The 18,044-nt window shown below is 70.8% G+C and carries 15 protein-coding genes and 2 pseudogenes; 6 read left to right on the top strand and 11 right to left on the bottom strand.

Annotation, left to right across the window (positions count from 1 at the left end; genetic code table 11):
• Positions 1 to 765: 765 nt before the first annotated feature.
• From Ae505Ps2_RS08170 to Ae505Ps2_RS08155, 3 genes are all read left to right on the top strand, one after another.
• Complete coding sequence (locus tag Ae505Ps2_RS08170) at positions 766 to 2,004, top strand: DUF6421 family protein (protein ID WP_075554198.1); 1,239 nt, start codon at positions 766 to 768, stop codon at positions 2,002 to 2,004.
• On the top strand, positions 1,988 to 2,923 hold the full coding sequence (locus Ae505Ps2_RS08165) for a branched-chain amino acid transaminase (RefSeq protein WP_075309020.1): 936 nt from the start codon (positions 1,988 to 1,990) through the stop codon (positions 2,921 to 2,923). Before Ae505Ps2_RS08170 ends, Ae505Ps2_RS08165 begins: the two co-directional genes overlap by 17 nt.
• A 993-nt stretch (positions 2,924 to 3,916) precedes the next feature.
• Complete coding sequence (locus Ae505Ps2_RS08155) at positions 3,917 to 4,117, top strand: hypothetical protein (protein ID WP_139318866.1); 201 nt, start codon at positions 3,917 to 3,919, stop codon at positions 4,115 to 4,117.
• A 10-nt stretch (positions 4,118 to 4,127) separates the two neighbouring features.
• Here the strand turns inward: Ae505Ps2_RS08155 and mobF are convergent, their stop codons facing one another.
• The 11 genes and pseudogenes from mobF to Ae505Ps2_RS08100 form a co-directional block, all read right to left on the bottom strand.
• Positions 4,128 to 8,531 carry a MobF family relaxase gene (mobF, locus tag Ae505Ps2_RS08150; RefSeq protein ID WP_075554197.1) on the bottom strand — a complete coding sequence of 1,468 codons (4,404 nt, stop codon included), beginning with the start codon at positions 8,529 to 8,531 and terminating at the stop codon, positions 4,128 to 4,130.
• Positions 8,532 to 8,775: 244 nt separating this feature from the next.
• A complete protein-coding gene (locus tag Ae505Ps2_RS08145; RefSeq protein ID WP_075553536.1) occupies positions 8,776 to 9,672 on the bottom strand; it encodes a hypothetical protein in 897 nt (298 codons plus the stop codon).
• Positions 9,669 to 10,346: a hypothetical protein gene (locus tag Ae505Ps2_RS08140; protein ID WP_075309028.1), complete on the bottom strand. Its 678-nt coding sequence runs from the start codon at positions 10,344 to 10,346 to the stop codon at positions 9,669 to 9,671. The genes Ae505Ps2_RS08145 and Ae505Ps2_RS08140 overlap by 4 nt, the downstream gene beginning before the upstream one ends.
• Positions 10,343 to 11,350 (bottom strand): hypothetical protein, encoded by a 1,008-nt coding sequence (locus Ae505Ps2_RS08135; protein ID WP_139320146.1) that lies wholly within the window; start codon positions 11,348 to 11,350, stop codon positions 10,343 to 10,345. Before Ae505Ps2_RS08135 ends, Ae505Ps2_RS08140 begins: the two co-directional genes overlap by 4 nt.
• A complete protein-coding gene (locus tag Ae505Ps2_RS08130) occupies positions 11,347 to 13,299 on the bottom strand; it encodes a type IV secretory system conjugative DNA transfer family protein (protein WP_075309032.1) in 1,953 nt (650 codons plus the stop codon). Before Ae505Ps2_RS08130 ends, Ae505Ps2_RS08135 begins: the two co-directional genes overlap by 4 nt.
• Before the next feature lies 1 nt (position 13,300).
• Complete coding sequence (locus Ae505Ps2_RS08125) at positions 13,301 to 13,813, bottom strand: hypothetical protein (protein WP_075334071.1); 513 nt, start codon at positions 13,811 to 13,813, stop codon at positions 13,301 to 13,303.
• A gap of 227 nt (positions 13,814 to 14,040) precedes the next feature.
• A pseudogene (locus tag Ae505Ps2_RS33220) lies at positions 14,041 to 14,256 on the bottom strand (WhiB family transcriptional regulator); the annotation flags it as partial.
• A 134-nt stretch (positions 14,257 to 14,390) separates the two neighbouring features.
• Positions 14,391 to 14,774, bottom strand: coding sequence for a hypothetical protein (locus Ae505Ps2_RS08115; RefSeq protein WP_139318868.1), 384 nt, complete (start codon positions 14,772 to 14,774; stop codon positions 14,391 to 14,393).
• The gene (locus tag Ae505Ps2_RS08110) at positions 14,771 to 15,073 is read right to left on the bottom strand and encodes a hypothetical protein (RefSeq protein WP_075309040.1); all 303 of its coding nucleotides are present in this window, start codon (positions 15,071 to 15,073) and stop codon (positions 14,771 to 14,773) included. The genes Ae505Ps2_RS08115 and Ae505Ps2_RS08110 overlap by 4 nt, the downstream gene beginning before the upstream one ends.
• 293 nt (positions 15,074 to 15,366) lie before the next feature.
• Positions 15,367 to 15,597 carry a hypothetical protein gene (locus tag Ae505Ps2_RS08105; RefSeq protein ID WP_060713739.1) on the bottom strand — a complete coding sequence of 77 codons (231 nt, stop codon included), beginning with the start codon at positions 15,595 to 15,597 and terminating at the stop codon, positions 15,367 to 15,369.
• Positions 15,597 to 15,932, bottom strand: coding sequence for a helix-turn-helix domain-containing protein (locus Ae505Ps2_RS08100; protein ID WP_060713740.1), 336 nt, complete (start codon positions 15,930 to 15,932; stop codon positions 15,597 to 15,599). The genes Ae505Ps2_RS08105 and Ae505Ps2_RS08100 overlap by 1 nt, the downstream gene beginning before the upstream one ends.
• Positions 15,933 to 16,094: 162 nt before the next feature.
• Between Ae505Ps2_RS08100 and Ae505Ps2_RS08095 the strand changes: the two genes are divergently transcribed.
• The 3 genes and pseudogenes from Ae505Ps2_RS08095 to Ae505Ps2_RS08085 form a co-directional block, all read left to right on the top strand.
• On the top strand, positions 16,095 to 16,430 hold the full coding sequence (locus Ae505Ps2_RS08095; RefSeq protein WP_075309042.1) for a helix-turn-helix transcriptional regulator: 336 nt from the start codon (positions 16,095 to 16,097) through the stop codon (positions 16,428 to 16,430).
• A 145-nt stretch (positions 16,431 to 16,575) separates the two neighbouring features.
• Positions 16,576 to 17,646, top strand: a complete 1,071-nt coding sequence (locus Ae505Ps2_RS08090) for a hypothetical protein (RefSeq protein ID WP_075309044.1) — start codon at positions 16,576 to 16,578, stop codon at positions 17,644 to 17,646.
• Positions 17,647 to 17,774: 128 nt separating this feature from the next.
• Positions 17,775 to 18,044: pseudogene (locus tag Ae505Ps2_RS08085) on the top strand (IS5/IS1182 family transposase); the annotation flags it as partial.

Genomic DNA, 18,044 nt, shown 5'->3' with positions numbered 1-18,044 from the left:
GCGACCTCTAAGTGTGACTGGCCACACAAACTTCACTTCGACCTCGCCTGCGCGTGAGAGTTCCTTGACTTGCCGCCGCACGGACAGCAATGATCCTGTCGACCGTACAAGCGTCGGCCGGCCCCAAAGACGAGTACGAGCCCATAAGCCTCGACTCGATCCGAGCACCCTGCGTCTACTTGCCACCAGCGAGAGGATTCGTGTGTCTTCAGCAAAATATCCTGTAGTCATTCCAGAAGCGACTTGCGTCGACCTGGAAGGCATTCGCCACCTCCATACGCTGGGCCCCTCGGGAACGAATCTGGAGAGTGCTGCTCACGCGTGGTTTCAACGGCAGGGAACTGTTGGCCGAGTGACGCTTCACGAGTCACTTGAGACTGCACTAGAGCGGGTACCCGAAACGGGAGAACACGCCCTGGTCGCATGCGCAGTTTATCCTGATCTGCACAAACTTACATTCTCGAACCTGCAGCGGCTAACTATGGTGGACAGTTTTCTGTTGCCGACACACAACATGGTCTACGCAGGGTTGACCACAACGCCACGTACCGCGGCAACACACCCCGCACCGTCCGGCCTTGTCCCTCGCGGCGTCGAGCGCCGGATTGTGCTGAGCAACAGTCAGGCAGCCCTGGATTGCGCCGAGGGGACTACCGATGCCTGCATCACTACTATCGTCGCAGCGAAGCGACACGGACTCCAAATCCTAGAAGACTTTGGTCCAGTGCCTATGATCTTTACGATTCACCGCCTTGAGGCCAAGTGATGTCGGGAACTCAATCTGAGCTATACGAAGCTGTCCATGAGATCACTGGCCTCGTCGACCGATTCCGACTGCGACAGGAACGTGACGGATCGATAGCGAATGCTTGCTCAGACGATGCCAATCTCCTACGCACTATCGTCCAACGCGCGAGCGACGTTCTCCTGCACCTCAGGTCTGAACGCCAGCTTGAAGCACTACGATCCGATGTGGCGACTTGGATCGCTGCCGGGCTTAACACAGCACCAGACTTCGGCGCCACGCGGGAAGCATTCGTTCCTCCTGACCGAGACCAGCTTGCATTCTTCCTCGGCTGCGCATTGACCACCAACGGTGCTCCACCCGTCGGACGCCGCCTAGAGTGTTTTCTCGTGCGCCGCCAGGAGCCGCGTGAGATTGACGACCTAGCAGCATTCTATCCACACCCAAAGAACAACTGTCAGTCTGTCATTCTTCTGCATGGAAGCGCAGGGTTTCGACTCGGCAACTGCCTCGTCTTCTTTCCGGAGAATGTGCCATCTTCGCGCCCGGTGTATTCGCAATCGTACGCACTATTCTTTTTCAGCAAGTTCCGGCGCATACACGAGGAAATGGCAATTCCTCCCGCTACTCGAATTCTAGTGAACGGGACCGCTCCGAGCGCATCAGCTGGACTTCAGCCGGACCGGTGCTACAATGCGCGGTCCGTGTGGGGTTACCTTCATGACTACTATCACCATCAAGGCCGCTGGCCTCTTGACGAGAACGTAGATTTGAAAACCAACTGGTTCGTTGGACTACTTGAAGAGACGAAAGTAGATGCGAAGACTGTAATCGTGGCGGTCGATGATGATCGTGTGCCTTTCCGCGAGGAGCAGATTGACATGATCCTTCTCGAACGCCTCATCCGCTATCCGCGCTCACGTGCCGCTACCCGGAATTTCGATGCCGGTACGGGTGTATTCTTGTACTCATGGTTCCGGGAGCGCGGTGGAATCGAGCTGACCCCCTCGGGCCTGATCTTCGATCGTGGAGCCGCAGTTGCAGCACTCCGCGAATACGTCCACGAGATCGAAGAACTCGAGGGCCGTGTCACCGACGCAGATATGTACAAGACGGAAGCAAAGTCTTTCGTGCGCCGCTACCTAAGCGAAGGAGAGAATCGAGACCGATTTGCTTTCTCGGCCGACCAACTTCTACTGCTATCCCGAAGGTCAGTAGCTGAGGATCAACTCCTAGCTTTTGATGACACTCAGCGGTAGCGGCACTCAATCGATTGATGCGATCGGAAGCGTAGCGTTGAACTTCTCTAACCGCAAGGGCCACATCTGGCTTGACGGAAAGTTGACAGAATGGGGCAATGCCACCTTTCATGTCCTGACACATGGACTGCATTACGCAAGCTCCGTCTTTGAAGGAATTCGAGTCTACGACGGAACCGCCTTCGCCTTAGAGCAGCATCACCGTCGTCTTCTCGCTTCAGCCGCAGCGCTGCGTATCGACGTCCCATTTGCGGCCGACGAGCTGTGTGACGCAACTGTTGCGCTTGTCTCTAAAATGGGTGTGATGAACGGCTATGTGCGGCCCATCTCATGGCGGGGCTCAGGTTCCATCGAGGTCCCAGGCTTCGACGCAGGTTCGCATACTGCAATCGCCATCTGGGACTGGCCCTCAGTCTTTGGCGATGAAGCCAAGATGGCCGGTATTCGACTAGGCACGTCAAGCTGGCGGCGGCCGGCCCCAGCGACAGCACCGACCCATGCCAAGGCGGCTTCAAATTACGCTATCGGCACGCTCGCCCGCCACGAGGTAGCCGAACGTGGCTTCGACGATGCTCTCCTACTCGACTGGCAGGGGCGCCTCGCTGAGGCTACTGGAGCCAACCTCTTCCTCGTTAGCGGCGGTGCTCTACACACACCCATCGCAGACTGCTTCCTCGCTGGTATCACCCGCGCTACCGTCATGAAGATTGCAGAACGGCAGGGGATCTCGGTGATCGAGCGCCGGATTTGGCCAGAGGAGATCGGCGGTGCCGATGAAATTTTCCTTACCGGTACCGCGTACGAAGTGCAGCCCGTGCGGGCGATTGATGACAGAGTCTTCACCCCAGGCCCCGTCACTCGCGCCCTACAAAACGAGTATCAGTCCCTCGTCCGTTGCCAAAAGAATGACCTAATCTAGTGGACGTGCATCCGACCGCCGGAAACAGCGGAACTAATGATCTCAGCCGATGGCGACCAAGCCCGCGTCGCGTAACCATGCTTCTCGTCGGCCTCTGTATCTTCGGTACTGGCGAAGGGCTACTGGTACTGTCCGGCCTGGGAAACTCACCCTGGACCGTCCTCGCCGAGGGTCTTGCCCGAGTCACAGGCTTATCGGTCGGCATCGTGACGAACGCCATCGGGCTACTCGTGCTACTCCTCTGGCTCCCTCTTCGACAGCGCCCAGGCCTCGGCACAGTATGCAACGCGTTGCTCTTGGGCGTCTTCATGGATATCACCCTGGCAGTAGTTCCTCCATCAAACTCAGTTGTGATCAACTTCTTGCTAATTGTCTTGGGTATTCTTCTAGTCGGTCTCGGAGGTGGCCTCTACCTCGGGGCCGCACTCGGTCCCGGGCCGCGCGACGGTTTGATGACCGGCCTACACCGAGTCACGGGACGGTCCATCACCCAAGTTCGATGGTTCCTAGAGATCTCCGTGCTAATCGTCGGATTCATTCTTGGTGGAACGGTTGGGGTAGGAACTATCATGTTTGCACTACTCGTCGGTCCAGTCCTTGGATTCTCCGTGAAGACCTTATCTCTGGTGCCCAGCAGCAAGCTGTGATCGCCCATCATCCCGCGACTCCACAGATTCAGCGCCGCAGGGCATGCGGACGGCATCCGGTCATCGAGTTCCCTCTCGCTGAACTGGTGATAACTATCGGGACTTATGAGATGCTGGCCTTATGGGCATTCCAGTCGAGCAGATCGAGCGGATCCCCGAGTCGAACGTTCATGCACCTCTCGTAGAGTTCGTCGCAGTATGGGCTGCAGCGCTGGCCCGGACCCGTGACCGGGGTGGGCACAGGGTACAGGATTGGTATGCGGCTGGTGTCGTGGCGACGTGCCGGTGGCTGGCCGGTGCTCCGCATCGCACGTCCTGGGGTCAGGTGCAGCGGCCGGCGGCCCCGGTGACCCGCTCGTGCGCGACGGCCTATGAGGAGCTGATCGAGGCCGAGTGCGTGGCCGTCGAGCTGCTCCCGGTGCGCCAGCCCGATCTCGTGGTGGACCGCCCGGGGTGGTGTGAGGGGATCCGGGCGACGTTGTGGTGGGCCTGGCGGGGCGAGGGTCCGGCGCCCCTCGCCGTGCCCCGCCGGGCCGACACCGACTGAACCCGACCCGCTACCGGCCGCTGTACTCGTCGACCACGTCGTCCGCCGTGCTGTCGTCCTCGGCCATTGTGTGGTCGTCGGTGTGCCAGCGGGTCAGCTCGACGGCGCGGGCGAGGTCCTCGCCGGTGTCGCGGTAGCGGATCTCGTCCAGGACCCGGCCGGCGTGGTCGAGGTACCCGGTCGTCTCGGCGGCGTCGGGGATCCGGACGACGTCCTCCCCGCTGGGGCGTGGTTCGCGCTCGGCCCGCTCCCGGACGTCGTCCCACCCGGAGTCGGCGACCGAGGCGGCCGGGGCCGTGCGTCCGCCGTCTGCGGTGTGGGGCTGCTGGTCGGCATCGGTGTGGTCGATGTCGTCCTCGGTGATCTCGCGGTGGGCGTCGTCGTCGACGATGGCGGCGGCGTGGGCGGCCTTCCACTCCTGGGCGGTGACCTGCTGGGCGGGGTCGTCGTCGGCGTCGCGGGCGGACAGCTCGGCCTTGGACAGTTCGGCCTGAACCCTGGTGTGGGCGGTGTGGGCGAGCCAGGCGGCGCGGGCGTCGTCGATCTGCTGGAGCTGCTCGGCGCGGGCGTCGAGCACCGCGGCCAGAGCGGTCGCCTGGTTCGCCTCGTCGAGGATCCGCTGCCGCTCACTCGGATCGGTGAGGGCGTCGGCTTCGGCGCGGCGAAGCGCGGCGGTCTGCTGGTGGGTAGCGGCGGTCTGGCGGGTTCCGGCGAGTTCGTTGGCGACGTAGCGGGGTGCGGCGGCGAGTTCGCGCTGGTAGGCGCGGATGCGGGCGCGGAGCTGTCCGTTGGACAGTTCCAGGTGCTCGCGGTCGATCTCGGGGCGGCCGAGGGTCCGCCGGGCGGAGCGGTAGGCGGCGAACTCCTCGACCTGCCCGGGCTTGGGTGCGGGTCCGAGTGCGTCGTCGGGGTCGTCGTGGCCGCGCATCTCGCGGTAGGCGGCCACGCGGCCGACGGCGGCGCTCCACTCGGCCTGCTGGTCGGCGTCGGCCGGGCAGGCGCCGAACGCGCTGGTGGCCCATGTGGGCGGGTCGGCGGCGGCAGCGCGGCCGAGGGTGGCGGCGCGGTCGTCGGCGGCGCGGGCGAGGGCGGTGAGGTAGTCGTGCCATTCGGGGTTGTCGGTGCGGGGTGTCCATTCGGCCCAGGTGTCGCCGACGGGGTCGAAGCGGTGGCTATCGCGGATGCGGGAGTACAGGACGTTGGTCAGGTTCCGCGACCCGGTCAGCGGGCCGCGCTCGACGGCGTCGACGAGCACGGCCTGGGGGTCGAGGCCGGCGAGTTCGGCCCGGCGCAGCACGCGGGTCAGTGACGCGGCGCCGTCCTCGGCGGCGATCTGGGCGCGTTGGTGGTCGGTGAGGGCGCCGTGGGCGACGAGACGGTCGAGGTGGTCGCGGGTGCGTTCGGTCGCAGTCAGCTGCGCGGCGTCGGCGAGCAGCTCGGCTGCGGTCCGGACGCTGGCGGCGTTCTCTGCGGATTCGGTGGCGACCGCGACGGCGGAGCGGGACAGGGAGGTTTCGGTGGTGTCGAGGATCGCGGCGAGGGTGGCGACGGGGTCGCGGTGCAGGGCGTGCCGCGCGGTGCCGTCAGCGGGGTCCTCGGGTGCGGTGCGGGTGGTGACGTGAGCGGTGTTGGTCTGTCGTCCGCGGGACATGCCGACGTAGAGGGCGGCGGGGCCGGTGGTGGGGGTGACGACGGTGTGGGTGGTGTCGACGGTGGTGCCCTGGGCGGCGTGCACGGTGGCGGCATAGCCGAGGGCGAGATCCTCGGCGACGTAGGAGGCGGGCAGGACGAGCATCTGCCCGAGCCCGCCGCTGCCGTCGGCCCCACCTGCGACGCCGTCGGTGGGGCTGGTGTCGGTGGTGACCTCGATAGCGCCGTCGTCGCGGACGGCGGTGATGCGGTAGGTCTCGCGGTTGATCGGGCCGCGGCGGTTGCCGTGGCGTCCGGCGAGGTGCCAGGCGTTGCGGCGGGCCTGCACGAGGTCCCCGACCCCGGCCACGGTGCCCTGACGGCCGAGCCAGACCCCGTCCTCGGCGACGCGGCCGAGGCGGACCAGCTCCGCGCGCAACGTCGCGGACACGCGGGCGGCCTGGTCGTTGGTGTCGACCAGCAGCAGCGAGTGGTGTCCGGCGAGGGTGTCGGCCAGCCACCCGCGCACGGCGGAGGCTTCGGCGTCGTCGCAGGTTCCGGAGTCGAGGATGCGGCCGTGCTGGTGGTAGGTGCGCAGCACGGTGTCGTCTCCGGCGCGCAGGCGCAGGCTCGCCTCCTGCGCCCACGGGTGGGTGAAGCGGCGGGCGTCGGTGAGCTCGTAGCGGGACCCGGCGGTGGCGAGCAGGTCCATGCCGCCGCCGGCGCCGACGGCGGCGAGCTGGCGGTGATCGCCGACCAGCAGCAGCTTCGCCCCAGCCGTGTCGGCGTGGCGGTGGATCGCGGCCAGCGCAGCGGTGTCGGTCATCGCGGACTCGTCGACCACCAGCAGGTCCCCCTCACCCAGCCGCCACGCCTCGTCCTCGTCCCGGGTCCGGCCGGTGTGGAGGCGGTCCTGGGTGGCGAGCCAGGCGGCGACGTTGCGGGCGTCGAGCCCTTCCCCGGACAGGACCTCGGTCGCCATCTGGCTCGTGGCGAGCCCGAACACCCGCCCCACCGGCCCCGACCCGCCGCCGTCGGCGCGGTCGTGGAGGGTGGGGTCGGTCCAGGCACGGGCCAGGGCGCCGACGACGAAGGACTTGCCCGTCCCGGCCGGGCCGACGAGGGTCTCGATCCGGGCGCCGGAGGTGAGGATGCCGCGCACGGCGGCGGCCTGGTCGACGCCCAGCTCGATGCCCTCCTCACCGAGCCGGTCGAGGAACCGGCGGGCCGCGCGGACCGGCAACGCCGCCCCGTCCCGGGCGGCGGTGGCCGCCAGGAGGAACCGTTCGGTGTGGACCTGCTCCGGTGTCGCGTACAGCGCCCCGCCCGGGGCCTGGTAGGCGGACTGGCCGTTGGCCAGGAGCAGGTCGTCGGGGAGCAGCTCGGCGGCGGGTTTCGCGGTGTCCATGGTCAGGGCGTGGTCGAGGGCGGCGTCGGTGAGCTGATCCAACAACGCCGCGATCTCGGCGCCGTCGGAGACGCCGAGGTAGTCGGGCAGGGCGGCGTTGACCGCCCGGGTGAGGTCCGCGGTCGTCCAGTGCGTCTTGCGGTTCCCGACCTCGGCCAGCGCGAGTTCGATCACCGCCCGCGGGTCGAACGTCATCGGCTCCACACCCTCGCGGCGCGCCGCGAGGGCGGAGTCGGCGATCCCGGCCAGACCGCCCTCGATGTCGGCGCGCAACCGGACCTCGACCCGGGACAGCAGGTCGTCGCGGGACTCGCCGTCGTGGGACTTCCCGGACCTCGTGAGCAGGGTTGCCTGCTGGGTGAGGCGCTCGTGCTCGTAACCGTTCGGGGCGCGCCCGTAGCGGGCTTCGAACGCCTCGACCAGGTCGGCCGCCTTTGCGGTCAGGGCGTGGCGACGGCTCGACAGCAGCGACATCGCCTGTGCCGGGACCCCGATCACCTCGCGGGCCTTGCCGTCGGGGCGCATCGCCAGCAGCACCCCGATCGTCGCGGTCAACCGCTCCTCACACGTGCGTTCCCCGACCGCCGCTGCGCCCGGGCGCCACCGGTGGACCGCGCGGGAGTCCAGGGTCCGCCACGTCCCGTCCGGGCACTCGACGCGGTTCAGGATCGTGTTGTGGATGTGCAGCTGCGGGTCCCGGTCGCGGGAGTCGTGCTGGAGGAACGACGCGACGGTGAACGCGTGGGCGTCCACCCACCGGCCCGCCGCGCCGCCGTGGTGCCCGACCCGTGAGTAGCCGGCTTTGTCCTGCAAGTACGCGAGGGCGGCGTTGTTGCCCGCCCAGATCGCGTCCTCCACGGCCTGCCGGAACTCGCCCCACGCCGCCGCGGTGGCCTCGTCGCCGGCCTGGCGGGCGGCGACCTCGCGGGCCTCGAACGCGGTGTGCAGCAGCGTCACCGACTTCTGCACGCTGAACGTGGCGTCTAGGAACGCGACGTTGTGCCGGGCCGCTTTCCCGGCTTCGGTACGCAGCTCGGCGCGGCGTTCGGCCGCCGCGTCCGGCTCGCGTTCCAACGCGGCCGCGTACAGGTCGTCCTCGGACAGGTACTTGCGCCCGGTGTGTCCCAGCGTTGGGACGCTGTCCCACTGGGACGGATCCCGAAACCCTGCGTGCCGCGGGTCGAGGAAGCGTTCGTAGAGGGCGCGCATGTCCTGGGCGTCGACCAGACCGGTGAGGCCGAGGCGCTTGGCCCCAGCACCCCACCAGCGGCCCGGCGGCTCCCCGTCGGTGACGGCGCCGGTGTAGTAGTTCTCCCGCCCGGTCGCGACCTCCTTCAACAGGTACTCGGGGCTGTAGCCGTTGACGACCTTCAGCATCCCGACCACCCCGAAACGGTCATGAAACCGGTCGGGGCCCGGTCGGGAGCGGCGTCGGGGTTCGCGGACCGGCCACAGGCCGGACCGCACCCTCGGATCGTGATGCCAAGGTGTGCTGCCTTTGATCTTGGGGTGCTCTTGCTCTGTTCGGTGTAGTCGTTCTCGGTTCTGGTCTTCTGCTCGCTCTCGCTGCTGCTCGTGCTCGTCTCGGCGGTGGTGCTGCTGCTGGTTGGGCTGCTCGGGTTCATGGCTGGGTCCTGTTCTGGGGCTCGTCGGGGACGAGGTGCAGGCCGCTCGCGGCCTGCGGTGGGGTGTCGCGGAGCTGCTGGAGCGCTCGGGCGGCAGTGCCCCGGCCGACCTCGGCCATCTCCTGCAGCTCACGCACCGTGGGCAGGTCGCCGTGGCGCTCGCGGTGGGTCTGGGCGGTGGTGCGGGCGCGCTCCTGCGCGCCCGCACCCGACCCACCCGTCCCACCCGGGCCGGAGCCGTCCGGCCGGACCGCGGGGCGCGGAGCGGGGTGGGACACCGGCCGCGGCGGGCTCGAGATCACCGGCCCGTCCAGCGCGGGCGGGACACCCGACCCGCGTTCCAACCCGCCGGGGTGTCCCACCGGCGTCCGGCCGGGCGCCGGGACAGTGATGCTCGCCCGGACCCGCAGCGCGGGCCCGGCGTCGTGCTCGGCCGTCGGCCGCGGATCCGTCGCGGCGACCGGGGCCGCGGTGCGGGTCTCGGCCAGGAGGTAGAGCAGGTGCGCCACGACCGCAGCAGCGACCGCGGGCCACGCCCCGACCCCGAACCGCAGCCCAGCCGACACCTCCAGCTCCCCACCCGCGGTCACCGCGTCCGAGGCGAGGTAGACCGCCTGCGCCAACCCCGAGAGCCCGGCCGAGACGACCACCACGCTCCACGCGTAGCGGGCCGCGGAACCGGCCAGCCGCGCCGTCGCCGCGTAGGCGACCAACGCCAGGCCGTCGGTGATCAGCGGGTAGATCCACGCCACCCCGACCGGGACCCGGGCGGCCACGGCGACCTCAAACAGGCCGTGCGCGGTCGCGACCGCGGCGCCAAGCGCGACGGCCAGGCCCGGGAGCCACACCGCGGCCCGACCCCACCGCCCCGCACTGCTGCTGGTGGTGGTCATCCGAGCGCACCCCCGATCGGGCCGGCCGCGGCCGGAGCGGGCTCGGGCGGCATCTGCTCCCGGTGCTGCGCCCACCACCCGGTGATCGCGGCCGCGTGCTCCAGGCCCGGGACCGGGACCGGTGCCCCGCCCGGCGCCGACCAGCCGGGGCGGGTCTGGTGGCGCTCGATCGAGCACGACCCCGCGCTCTTGCGGACCCGGGCGACGACGCCGGGGCGCTGGCGGTCGTGCCAGTCCCCCGCCGCACTGACCGAGGCATCCGGGCCCTGGTAGGCGGCGAGCCACGCGTGGGCCAGCCAGAGCAGCTCCTCGACGACGTCGGGGTGCCACAGCCAGCACTCCGGCAGCACCGACGCCCCGTCGGGGTAGCGCAGGAACACCGCCCCCAACCACACGGTCAGCTCGTCGAGCAACCCGCCGACGTCGGCGGTGTCGGTGGGGGCGAGCAGCCACGACGGGGCGGTCGCCCTCTGCCGGCGCCCGACGACCGCGGCCAGGGTGTCCGCCGTGCGCGCGGCCATCTCCTCCAACCGCTCCACCCGCTCCACCACCGGGTCCAAGTCGTCGACCCGGCGGTGCAGCTCGTGGACCTCGCGGGCCAGACCGGCCACCACGACCTCCGACGCCCCAGGGGTGGGGCCGGCCGGGTTCTGCGGGTGCGGGGGCGTGCTCATCGCTCCCGCCCCGCCCCGTCACCGTCGCCGACCGATCGGGCGCGGACGGCGTCCGAGACCTCGTCGAAGTGCGCGGCGAGCGCCTCGGTCTGGGTCTCGCTGACCAGGTCCGCGACCCGCCGCATCTCGGTCTCGGTCAACGGCCGGACCCCACCCTCGGCGGCCTCGTCCGGCGTGAACCACATCCCACCGACGAACCCCCCGGGCCCCTCGTCGAGGATCCGCTCGCGGTCACCCCGCTTGTCGTCGTCGACAGGGTCGGGGCCGTCGTCGGTGCGGGCGGCCGTCTCCATCTCCGCGCGCAGGGCACACATCGACGGGTGGTCGTCGGACAGCATCTGCATCCGCCGCCCGTCCGGGGCGAGCGACCACCCCTCGTCCTGGTTGCGGTCATCCGCAGCGGGCATCGTGTCGTCCTTCTCGTGGTCGTCGCTCCGCTGCTCGCGCGGGTCGCGGTCGGTCTGCTGGTGGTGATCGGCGTCGGTCGTCGACGCGGCGGCCGCGGCTTCGGCGGCCAGGACGCGGGCGTCGTGGGTGGCGGTGGCCTCGCGGTGCGAGCGCTCCCGCCCCTCTCGGGCGACGGTCACGAGCCGCGGCTGCGGGTCACACGCCGTGGTGTCGGTCAGCTCGTCCAGCCCGACCGGGTGGGCGCGGTAGCCCCACATCTCCGCGTCGGAGTGCAGCGCGAACAGCCGGGTCCGGTCGGTGATCGCCGACGTCCCCCGCGCCTCGCGCAGAGCCGCGACCGCGGCAGCGTCGGCACGGGTGCGGGCCTGGGCGACGGTCTCCCCGCCCGTGAAGTCGACCCACCCGAACCGGGCACGGGCGTCGTCGAGATCGAACTCATCCAGCCGCCAGCCCGACGAGGGCCGGCCGTGCACACCGGTGGCATCGCGCAGATAGGAGGCGACGATCTGCTCGGCGTCCGCCCGGCCGCCGGGGAGGTCGTCGGCGAGCCGGTCGACGGCCTGGGCCGGGGTCAGAAGCTCGTAGCGCTCGCTCATCGGGTCCACCGCCCGTCACCCGCAGCGCCGTCGGCGGGGCCGGCCGGACCCGCAGCCCCACCGGGCCCGGCGCCAGGGGACGGCTCGTTCAGCGCGGTCGCCTCAACGGCCTGGTCGTGCTCGCCGCCTCGGCGGATCGTGCGCAGCTCAGCGAACATCCGGTTCGACGACCGGACCCGCTCCGCCGCCTCGCCGTAGCGCTCCGGCCAGCGCGCGGCAAGCGCGGCGAGCGCGTGTTCGAGCTGCTGGTCCGTCCAGGCGCGCAGGACCTCGCTGCGGCGGTGCCAGCGGGTCTCAGCCTCGATCCGCGCCAGCAGCCAGGCCCGACGCCGGACATCGCGGCGGCGCCACGCCATCTGAGCGCGGCCGATCACCGGGGCGATCCCGCGCCGGATCACCACCACCCGGCCAGCCGGGAGGTTCGCGATCTGCGCCGGCGCCAACACCGGCACCTTGCGGACCGACCGGGACGCGACGCGGCCGTGGTCGTCGGTCGTGGTGACCCGCTCGTCGCGCTCACCCGCCAGGGTGGACCAGAACTCCAGGTCCGCCTTGTCACGGGTCCCGCCGAAGATCATCACCGCGGCGGTGTTGTTCAGGATCGTCGCGGCCTTGTGCTCGCCCCACCGTGCGAGGAGCTGGGCGCGGGACTGGAACGCGCACAGGATCGTCACCCCTCGCCCGCCCATGTCCGCGGTCCACGATTCGAGGGGGACCGGGGAGATGAGGGCGGCCTCGTCGAGGAACAGCCCCAGCGGCGGGTCCAGCCGGCCCTTGGGCTGCCCGGCGGCCAGGCGTCGGGCCTCGCGGGCGATGTGCCCGGTCAGCGCGCAGACCAGGGGTGCGGTCTGGGCTTCCTCGGCGCCGAGCAGGAACACCGTGGCGCGGTCGTCGAGGAGGCGGGCGACGTCGAACCCCTCCCCCGGCTCCGCCGCCGCTGCCGCCGCGGGGTGGGTCAGCCAGCCCAGGGCGGGCATCACGCTGGAGGTGATCGAGGAGCGGGTGCGCTCGTTGGTGGTCAGGAACTGCATGACGTCCTGCTCGAACGCGGTCACCCCCGAGCGGCGCAGCAGGGCTGGGACCTCGCGGCCGGCGGTGTCGGGGTCGGCGACCCAGCCCAGGACGTCGGCCATCCGCTTGTGTCCGAGGGCGGCAGCGTGCAGCAGGGCCGCGAGGACGCGGCGGGCCTGCCCGTCCCAGAACTCGCGGTCCCCACCGGACCCGCTGGCGACGGCAGCGAGCATGTCCGTGGCCCGCTCGGTGGCCGTGACGGGGTCGGTGCAGCCGGTCAGCGGGTCGAACGTGATCGTCGACGCGCGGCCGCCGAGGCCGGCGGGGTTGAACACGAGCACCTCGCCCCGGGTCTGGCGGCGTAGCGGCGCGCACAGGTCGAGCAGGTCGGTGCGGGTGGAGGTGACCAGGGCTGCGCCGGGGGCGTCGAGGACGCGGCCGGCGAGCCAGCCGGTCTTGCCGGTGCGGGGGCCGCCGACGACGATCACGACGTCCTCGACCAGCGCCCACACCCGAAGGGCGCCGGTGCGGCACAGCTCGACGGCGGCCTCGCTCGTGGCGAGCCGGAACCGCTGCCAGCGCGGGAGCCCGGCCAGCGAGGGCCGGACGGTGCCGGTGCGACGCCGGACGGCGAGGGTCCCGGCGTGGCGGACGATGTCCAGCGACGAGGCCACCCCGACCTTGCGGCGCGACCGCGCAGCCCAGCGAGACACGGTCGCTGACGAGCGCGACCAGCGGTGCCAGACGATCGCCGCGGCGAGGCCGACCACGGCGATGAGGGCGGGCCACGAGAGGGCGGTGACGATCGTCGCTGCGGGGAGCAGCGCGACCAGGGCGAGGCCGGCGGCCAGGGCGCGGGCGCCGCGGGCCCAGGCGAGCAGGGCGCCCGCGGCGAACGCGGCGAGGACGAGGCTGGTGGAGCTGAACAGAACGCTCATCTCAGTCGTCCCATCCGGTCCGGGCGGACCACGCGGCGATGTCCGCGCAGTGACGCGCGCAGCCGTCGGTGTGCCCGGACTCGACGTCGGTCGGGTGGCTGCCGTAGGGGCCGGTGTCGGTGACCCGGGCGGCGCAGGTGGTGCAGCGCCACGACACCGATTCCCACCGCGGCGCCGCGGCTCCGCCGCGTTCGGCGATGTGCTCGAACGCCAGCACCTCCGGCTCGTCCAAACCGTCGAACCCGAGTACCGACGCGATCTCGGCCCAGGACCGTCCGGCGCCGCGGGCGTCCCGGGCGTACTCCCGGCCCTGCGCAGCGGCGACCCGCCGCACCTGCACCGCCGCCCGCAACCCCGCCAGCGGATCGGCCAGGACCGGGCGGGGCATGCTGCTGTCGCCGATCGGTGCGCGGGTCTCACGGGTGCCGAACCACTCCACGGCCAGGGACCGGATCAGGTCCCGGACCCGCCACACCCGACGCTCAACCTCGGTCGGCTCACCGAACACGCCCATCACCGGCCACCCCCGACCCGCACGCCCACCGCGACGCGGTGGTCACGGCGCAGCTCGGCCGCCCACCGCTCCGCGGTGCGCCGCGTGACCCCGCACTGCGCAGCCACCAGACCTGGCTCGGCGCCGGCCGCCAGCGCGGCCCGACCGGTCTCGCGGTGCCGCGCACCCCGCACCGACACCGGCACCCGAACCCCGACCGGCCGGCCACGCCGGGCCGGGCGGGGATGGCGCAGCGCGGTGCGCTGCGCCTCGGTCAACCCGCCCGCGATGCCGTGCGGCTGCTCCGCGACCGCCCACCTGCGGCACTCGGCGATCACCGGGCACCCCGTGCACACCGCCACCGCCGCCGACTCCGCCTCGATCAGGGCCGCACCGGCGGTCGCGGTCGGGAAGAACAGCTCCGGGTCGACGTCGCGGCACGCCGCGCGGGTCCGCCAGTCCAGCTCGTCGACCCGTCCGGGGCTCGGGTTTACGCTCGTCATCTCGCCTGCCTCCACGTACTGGTTGGTGAGAGCGGCCCGGCGGTCGTGTTCCGCCAAGATCCCGTCGCCGGGCCGCCCCATCTGCTTTCTGTCGTTCACTGCGTGTTCCTCTCCGGCCCGCGTGCGGGCGCCTCGAACAGCCCCGGCAACGCGTCCTCGGCCTGCCGCCGCTCCTCGCGCTCCGCCGCGCTGTCGCGGCCCGCTCGGGCCCCGGGCACGACGTCGACCAGGTGGGCCAGCCGGACCGGCAACGGCCGGTTGTCCAGCAGGCACACCGCGGCCTGACGCGACGGGCACTCCTCCCGACGCGCTACCGGCCAGCCGCACCCCGGGCAGCGCCCCGCCCCGACGACGTAGTGCTCGACCACGACCTGCAGCCGGTCCGTCCGCCCGGTCGGGCGCAGCAACCGCGGGTCCAGGTCCCCGGGCTGCGCGACCCGCTCCGGGACCACCCACTCCCGTGATGGGCGGGCGCTCACGCCAACCACCCGGTGCCCTCGTCCCGCCACACGGCGGCACCGGCGTCGGTGAGCCCATACCGCAGCCCGGCCGCCTCCACCGGCTCCGGGACCCGGCCCATGCCGTCCGGGCAGAGCACCGAGCCGTCGGCGTGGGAGAACTCCGGCGGGCGCCCGGCGCGGGCGGGCCATCCCGACGGCGGGGCGTCGATGACGGGGCCGGCGCAGCCCGGGCACACCAGGTCCGTGACGTCGATCAGGTCGGTCGGGTCGTCGTCCAGGTCCACGACGGGCGGGCCGGGTAGGAAGATCGCGGTCATGCTGGCCTCCGGAAAGAGCGAGGAGGGTCGGCCGGTCCGGCCCCCCGGTGGCGGCGTCCCGTCCGCCACCGCGCCGTCAGGCGCGCACGGCCTCCGAGGCTCGGACTCAAGGGCCGGCCGAAGGTCGGTCGCGCAGCGACGCGTAGCGCCAGCGGAGCGCCCTTGAATCTGAGTGAGGCCGGGCCAAACTCGGGCCGGACGGCCCTCCGCCCCGCCGCAGGCGGGTCCCTCCGGGTTCTCGGCCCGCCCGGCCGTGAGGGCGAGGTCTCCCGCTCCGGGCTCGGCGGCCGCGCTCACGACCCGGCCCCCGCGGTCTCGGCGCCGTTCAGCGCGGGCGTCGCCGCCCGGTCGAACGCCGAAATGAACGTGCCGATCGCGTCCGGCAGGCCAGCCCCGACCGGCGTGGCGATGAACAGCACCAACGCGATCAGCGAGAACGCGACCGCACCGGCGGCCACCCGCGCCTTCGCGCAGATCACCGCACCGACGACCATGAACAAGATCAGCACCCCGACGCTGCCCATCAGGACGCCCCGCCCACGATCGTGACGTCCGCGGCCGCGGCCCGGGCGAGCGCTGCGACCTGATCGTGCCGCCACTGCTCGGTCCAGGAGCCAAGGTCGATGCAGCGCCCGGTCGTGAGGATGTCGGCCACCAGACGCTCCAGGACCGCTCCGGGAACGACGTAGCGCCCACCGATCTTGAGTCCGGGAAAGGTCCCCCGCCGCAGGTGCCGGTACAGCGTCGACTCGTCGAGCCGGAGCATCGCCGCAGTCTCCGCCGCGGTGTAGAAGGCGGGCCTGCTCACCGTCGCGTCGGCGGCCGGAACCTCCGCCGTCGAGGTCTTCGTCGTATCCACTCGTGCCTCCCCTGTCGTGGCCTGCCAGCCGATCCAGCAGTGCCAGTTTCACGCTCATATTGAGCTCAGATTGATAGTTCGTCAACACGGCTTCGCGCGTGAAGTGCGCGCGGTACCGCGCTCTCGCTACGCTCGCCGCACCTCGACAGGGCGGGAGCGCACGTGAATCAGGACTGGTCCGCGGTGTCGGACGCGATCAAGGTCCGGCTCGACGAGCGAGGCATGACGATGACCGATCTCGCGTCGAAGTCGGGGGTCTCGCTGACGACCGTCCGCGAGCTGGTGCACGTCCTGAACACCCGTCGGCGTCAGCCCAGGACGCTGGTCGCCCTCTCCGTGGCGCTCGGATGGCCTGCCGACCATCTCGGCACCGTGCTGCGCGGCGGTCGCACCGGCGACGATCCGCGGCACGACGACCCCGTGGACGTTCGCGGGGAACTCCGCGACCTCCGACGCCGGGTCGAGGCCCTCGAACGCGCCGTCGACATGAAGTCCTGACCGGTTCATCCCGCTCACCTCCCAGAGCTACCGCGTCGGTTGTCCTGACAGGAACCAGAGTGGATTTCCGGATTCACCCGCGACAGGGCGCAGTGGGGGGCACACTCGGTCAGACGGCGCACTGATCCGGGAGGGGGACCGGCGCGTGGCGAACGAGCGGCTGTCCTCACTGCTGATCGAGGCGGGGTTCCTCGACCGTGCCGGGACGATCGGCCGGAAGCGGTTCGCCCGCGCCGTCAGTGAGTCCCCAGCTGCGCGGACCGCCGGCCGGAGCTACTCCCACACCTACGTGAGCCGGTGGATCGCCGGGACGGTCCCTCGTGACGACGCGACGCGGACGGCGATCGCGCAGGCGGTGGGCGCTGCGCTCGGACGCACGGTCGCGCTCGACGAGCTCGGATTCCGCCGGCCGACGACGGCGGACCCGCAGGCAGGTCTCGCCTACCCCGGTTCGGCGGAGGACGGAGTCGTGGCGACCGCGCAGCTCCTCGACGCCGATCTTGCGAGCGCGCCCGTGGTGCTCGGCGCGCCGACGAACGTCGCGGCCTGGAACGAGGCGTCGGTCTCCTGGCTGGTGGGTTCACAACCACCGGTCGGCGATCGCGCCGAGGGCCCGTCGCGCATCGGGCTGTCCGACGTTCAACGGCTCCGTACGATGCGCGAGACCTTCGACCGTCTGGACAGCACGTTCGGCGGCGCACACGCCCGGAACTCGCTGGTGCAGTACCTCCGCACGGAGCTGCCGCTGCTCCTGCGGGCCGCAGGCACCGCAGACGTGCGGCGCGCCCTGTTCGCAGCCGCCGGAGAATCGACACAACTCGCCGCGTGGATGGCGTACGACGCCGGGCTCCACGGACTCGCGCAACGCTATTTCATCCAGGCACTCGGACTGGCCGACGCCGGAGAGGACTGTCTGCTTGCGGCGAGCATTCTGGACGCGATGAGTCATCAGGCGAGTTTCCTCGGTCGCTATCGCGAGGCCGCGAACATGGCTCGGGCCGCTCGCCTCGGGACCGACTCGATCGGCATTCCGATCCTCACATCGCATTTCCACATCATGGAGGCCCGGGCGCTGGCACGGATCGGTGACGCCGACGCGTGCGACCGCGCGATGGGATCGGCGGTGCACCATTTCGAGCAGCGCCGGGCCGGGGACGAACCCGCCTGGATCAGCTACTTCGACCAGGCCGAGATGGCGGCGGAGCTGGCGCACTGAGGTGTTCTCAGTAGCGGGGTGGCAGGTCGTGGCGACACGCCGAGGGTGGTGAGATGAGCGGGAACGGGGCAGGACCCCGGTAGATCGGTTCGGTCCAGCACAGATCGACACCGTCACCGAGGTCCTGCATGTCTGATCCTGTCACCTACACCGCTGTCCTCCCGATCGGGGAGCGCACCGTGGCCTATCTGGCGCGGCTCCTGGTCCTTCAACGCCGTCGACGTGGCACCCGGCGGCGGGCGTTGACCCCGTTCGCCCAGGCAGTGCTGGTGATCCGCTGGTTCTGTGATGCTACCCGGGTCCGATGTTCGGCCGGTGACAACGCGATCAGCACTGCAACGGCCTACCGTTACCTGCACGAAGGCATCGACGTCCTCGCCGCGGCCGCACCCGGCCTG

The sequence above is a fragment of the Pseudonocardia sp. Ae505_Ps2 genome (assembly GCF_001932425.1).
Lineage (GTDB): Bacteria > Actinomycetota > Actinomycetes > Mycobacteriales > Pseudonocardiaceae > Pseudonocardia.
This window is presented reverse-complemented; position numbering and strand designations above follow the sequence as displayed.

What these genes read in the sequence shown, in the direction of transcription:
- Ae505Ps2_RS08165 (WP_075309020.1), top strand. Translation starts at nt 1,988, where the DNA reads ATGACACTCAGCGGTAGCGGCACTCAATCGATTGATGCGATCGGAAGC.
- mobF (WP_075554197.1), bottom strand. Translation starts at nt 8,531, where the DNA reads ATGCTGAAGGTCGTCAACGGCTACAGCCCCGAGTACCTGTTGAAGGAG.
- Ae505Ps2_RS08135 (WP_139320146.1), bottom strand. Translation starts at nt 11,350, where the DNA reads ATGAGCGAGCGCTACGAGCTTCTGACCCCGGCCCAGGCCGTCGACCGG.
- Ae505Ps2_RS08145 (WP_075553536.1), bottom strand. Translation starts at nt 9,672, where the DNA reads ATGACCACCACCAGCAGCAGTGCGGGGCGGTGGGGTCGGGCCGCGGTG.
- Ae505Ps2_RS08170 (WP_075554198.1), top strand. Translation starts at nt 766, where the DNA reads ATGTCGGGAACTCAATCTGAGCTATACGAAGCTGTCCATGAGATCACT.
- Ae505Ps2_RS08105 (WP_060713739.1), bottom strand. Translation starts at nt 15,597, where the DNA reads ATGGGCAGCGTCGGGGTGCTGATCTTGTTCATGGTCGTCGGTGCGGTG.
- Ae505Ps2_RS08130 (WP_075309032.1), bottom strand. Translation starts at nt 13,299, where the DNA reads ATGAGCGTTCTGTTCAGCTCCACCAGCCTCGTCCTCGCCGCGTTCGCC.
- Ae505Ps2_RS08125 (WP_075334071.1), bottom strand. Translation starts at nt 13,813, where the DNA reads ATGGGCGTGTTCGGTGAGCCGACCGAGGTTGAGCGTCGGGTGTGGCGG.
- Ae505Ps2_RS08140 (WP_075309028.1), bottom strand. Translation starts at nt 10,346, where the DNA reads ATGAGCACGCCCCCGCACCCGCAGAACCCGGCCGGCCCCACCCCTGGG.
- Ae505Ps2_RS08110 (WP_075309040.1), bottom strand. Translation starts at nt 15,073, where the DNA reads ATGACCGCGATCTTCCTACCCGGCCCGCCCGTCGTGGACCTGGACGAC.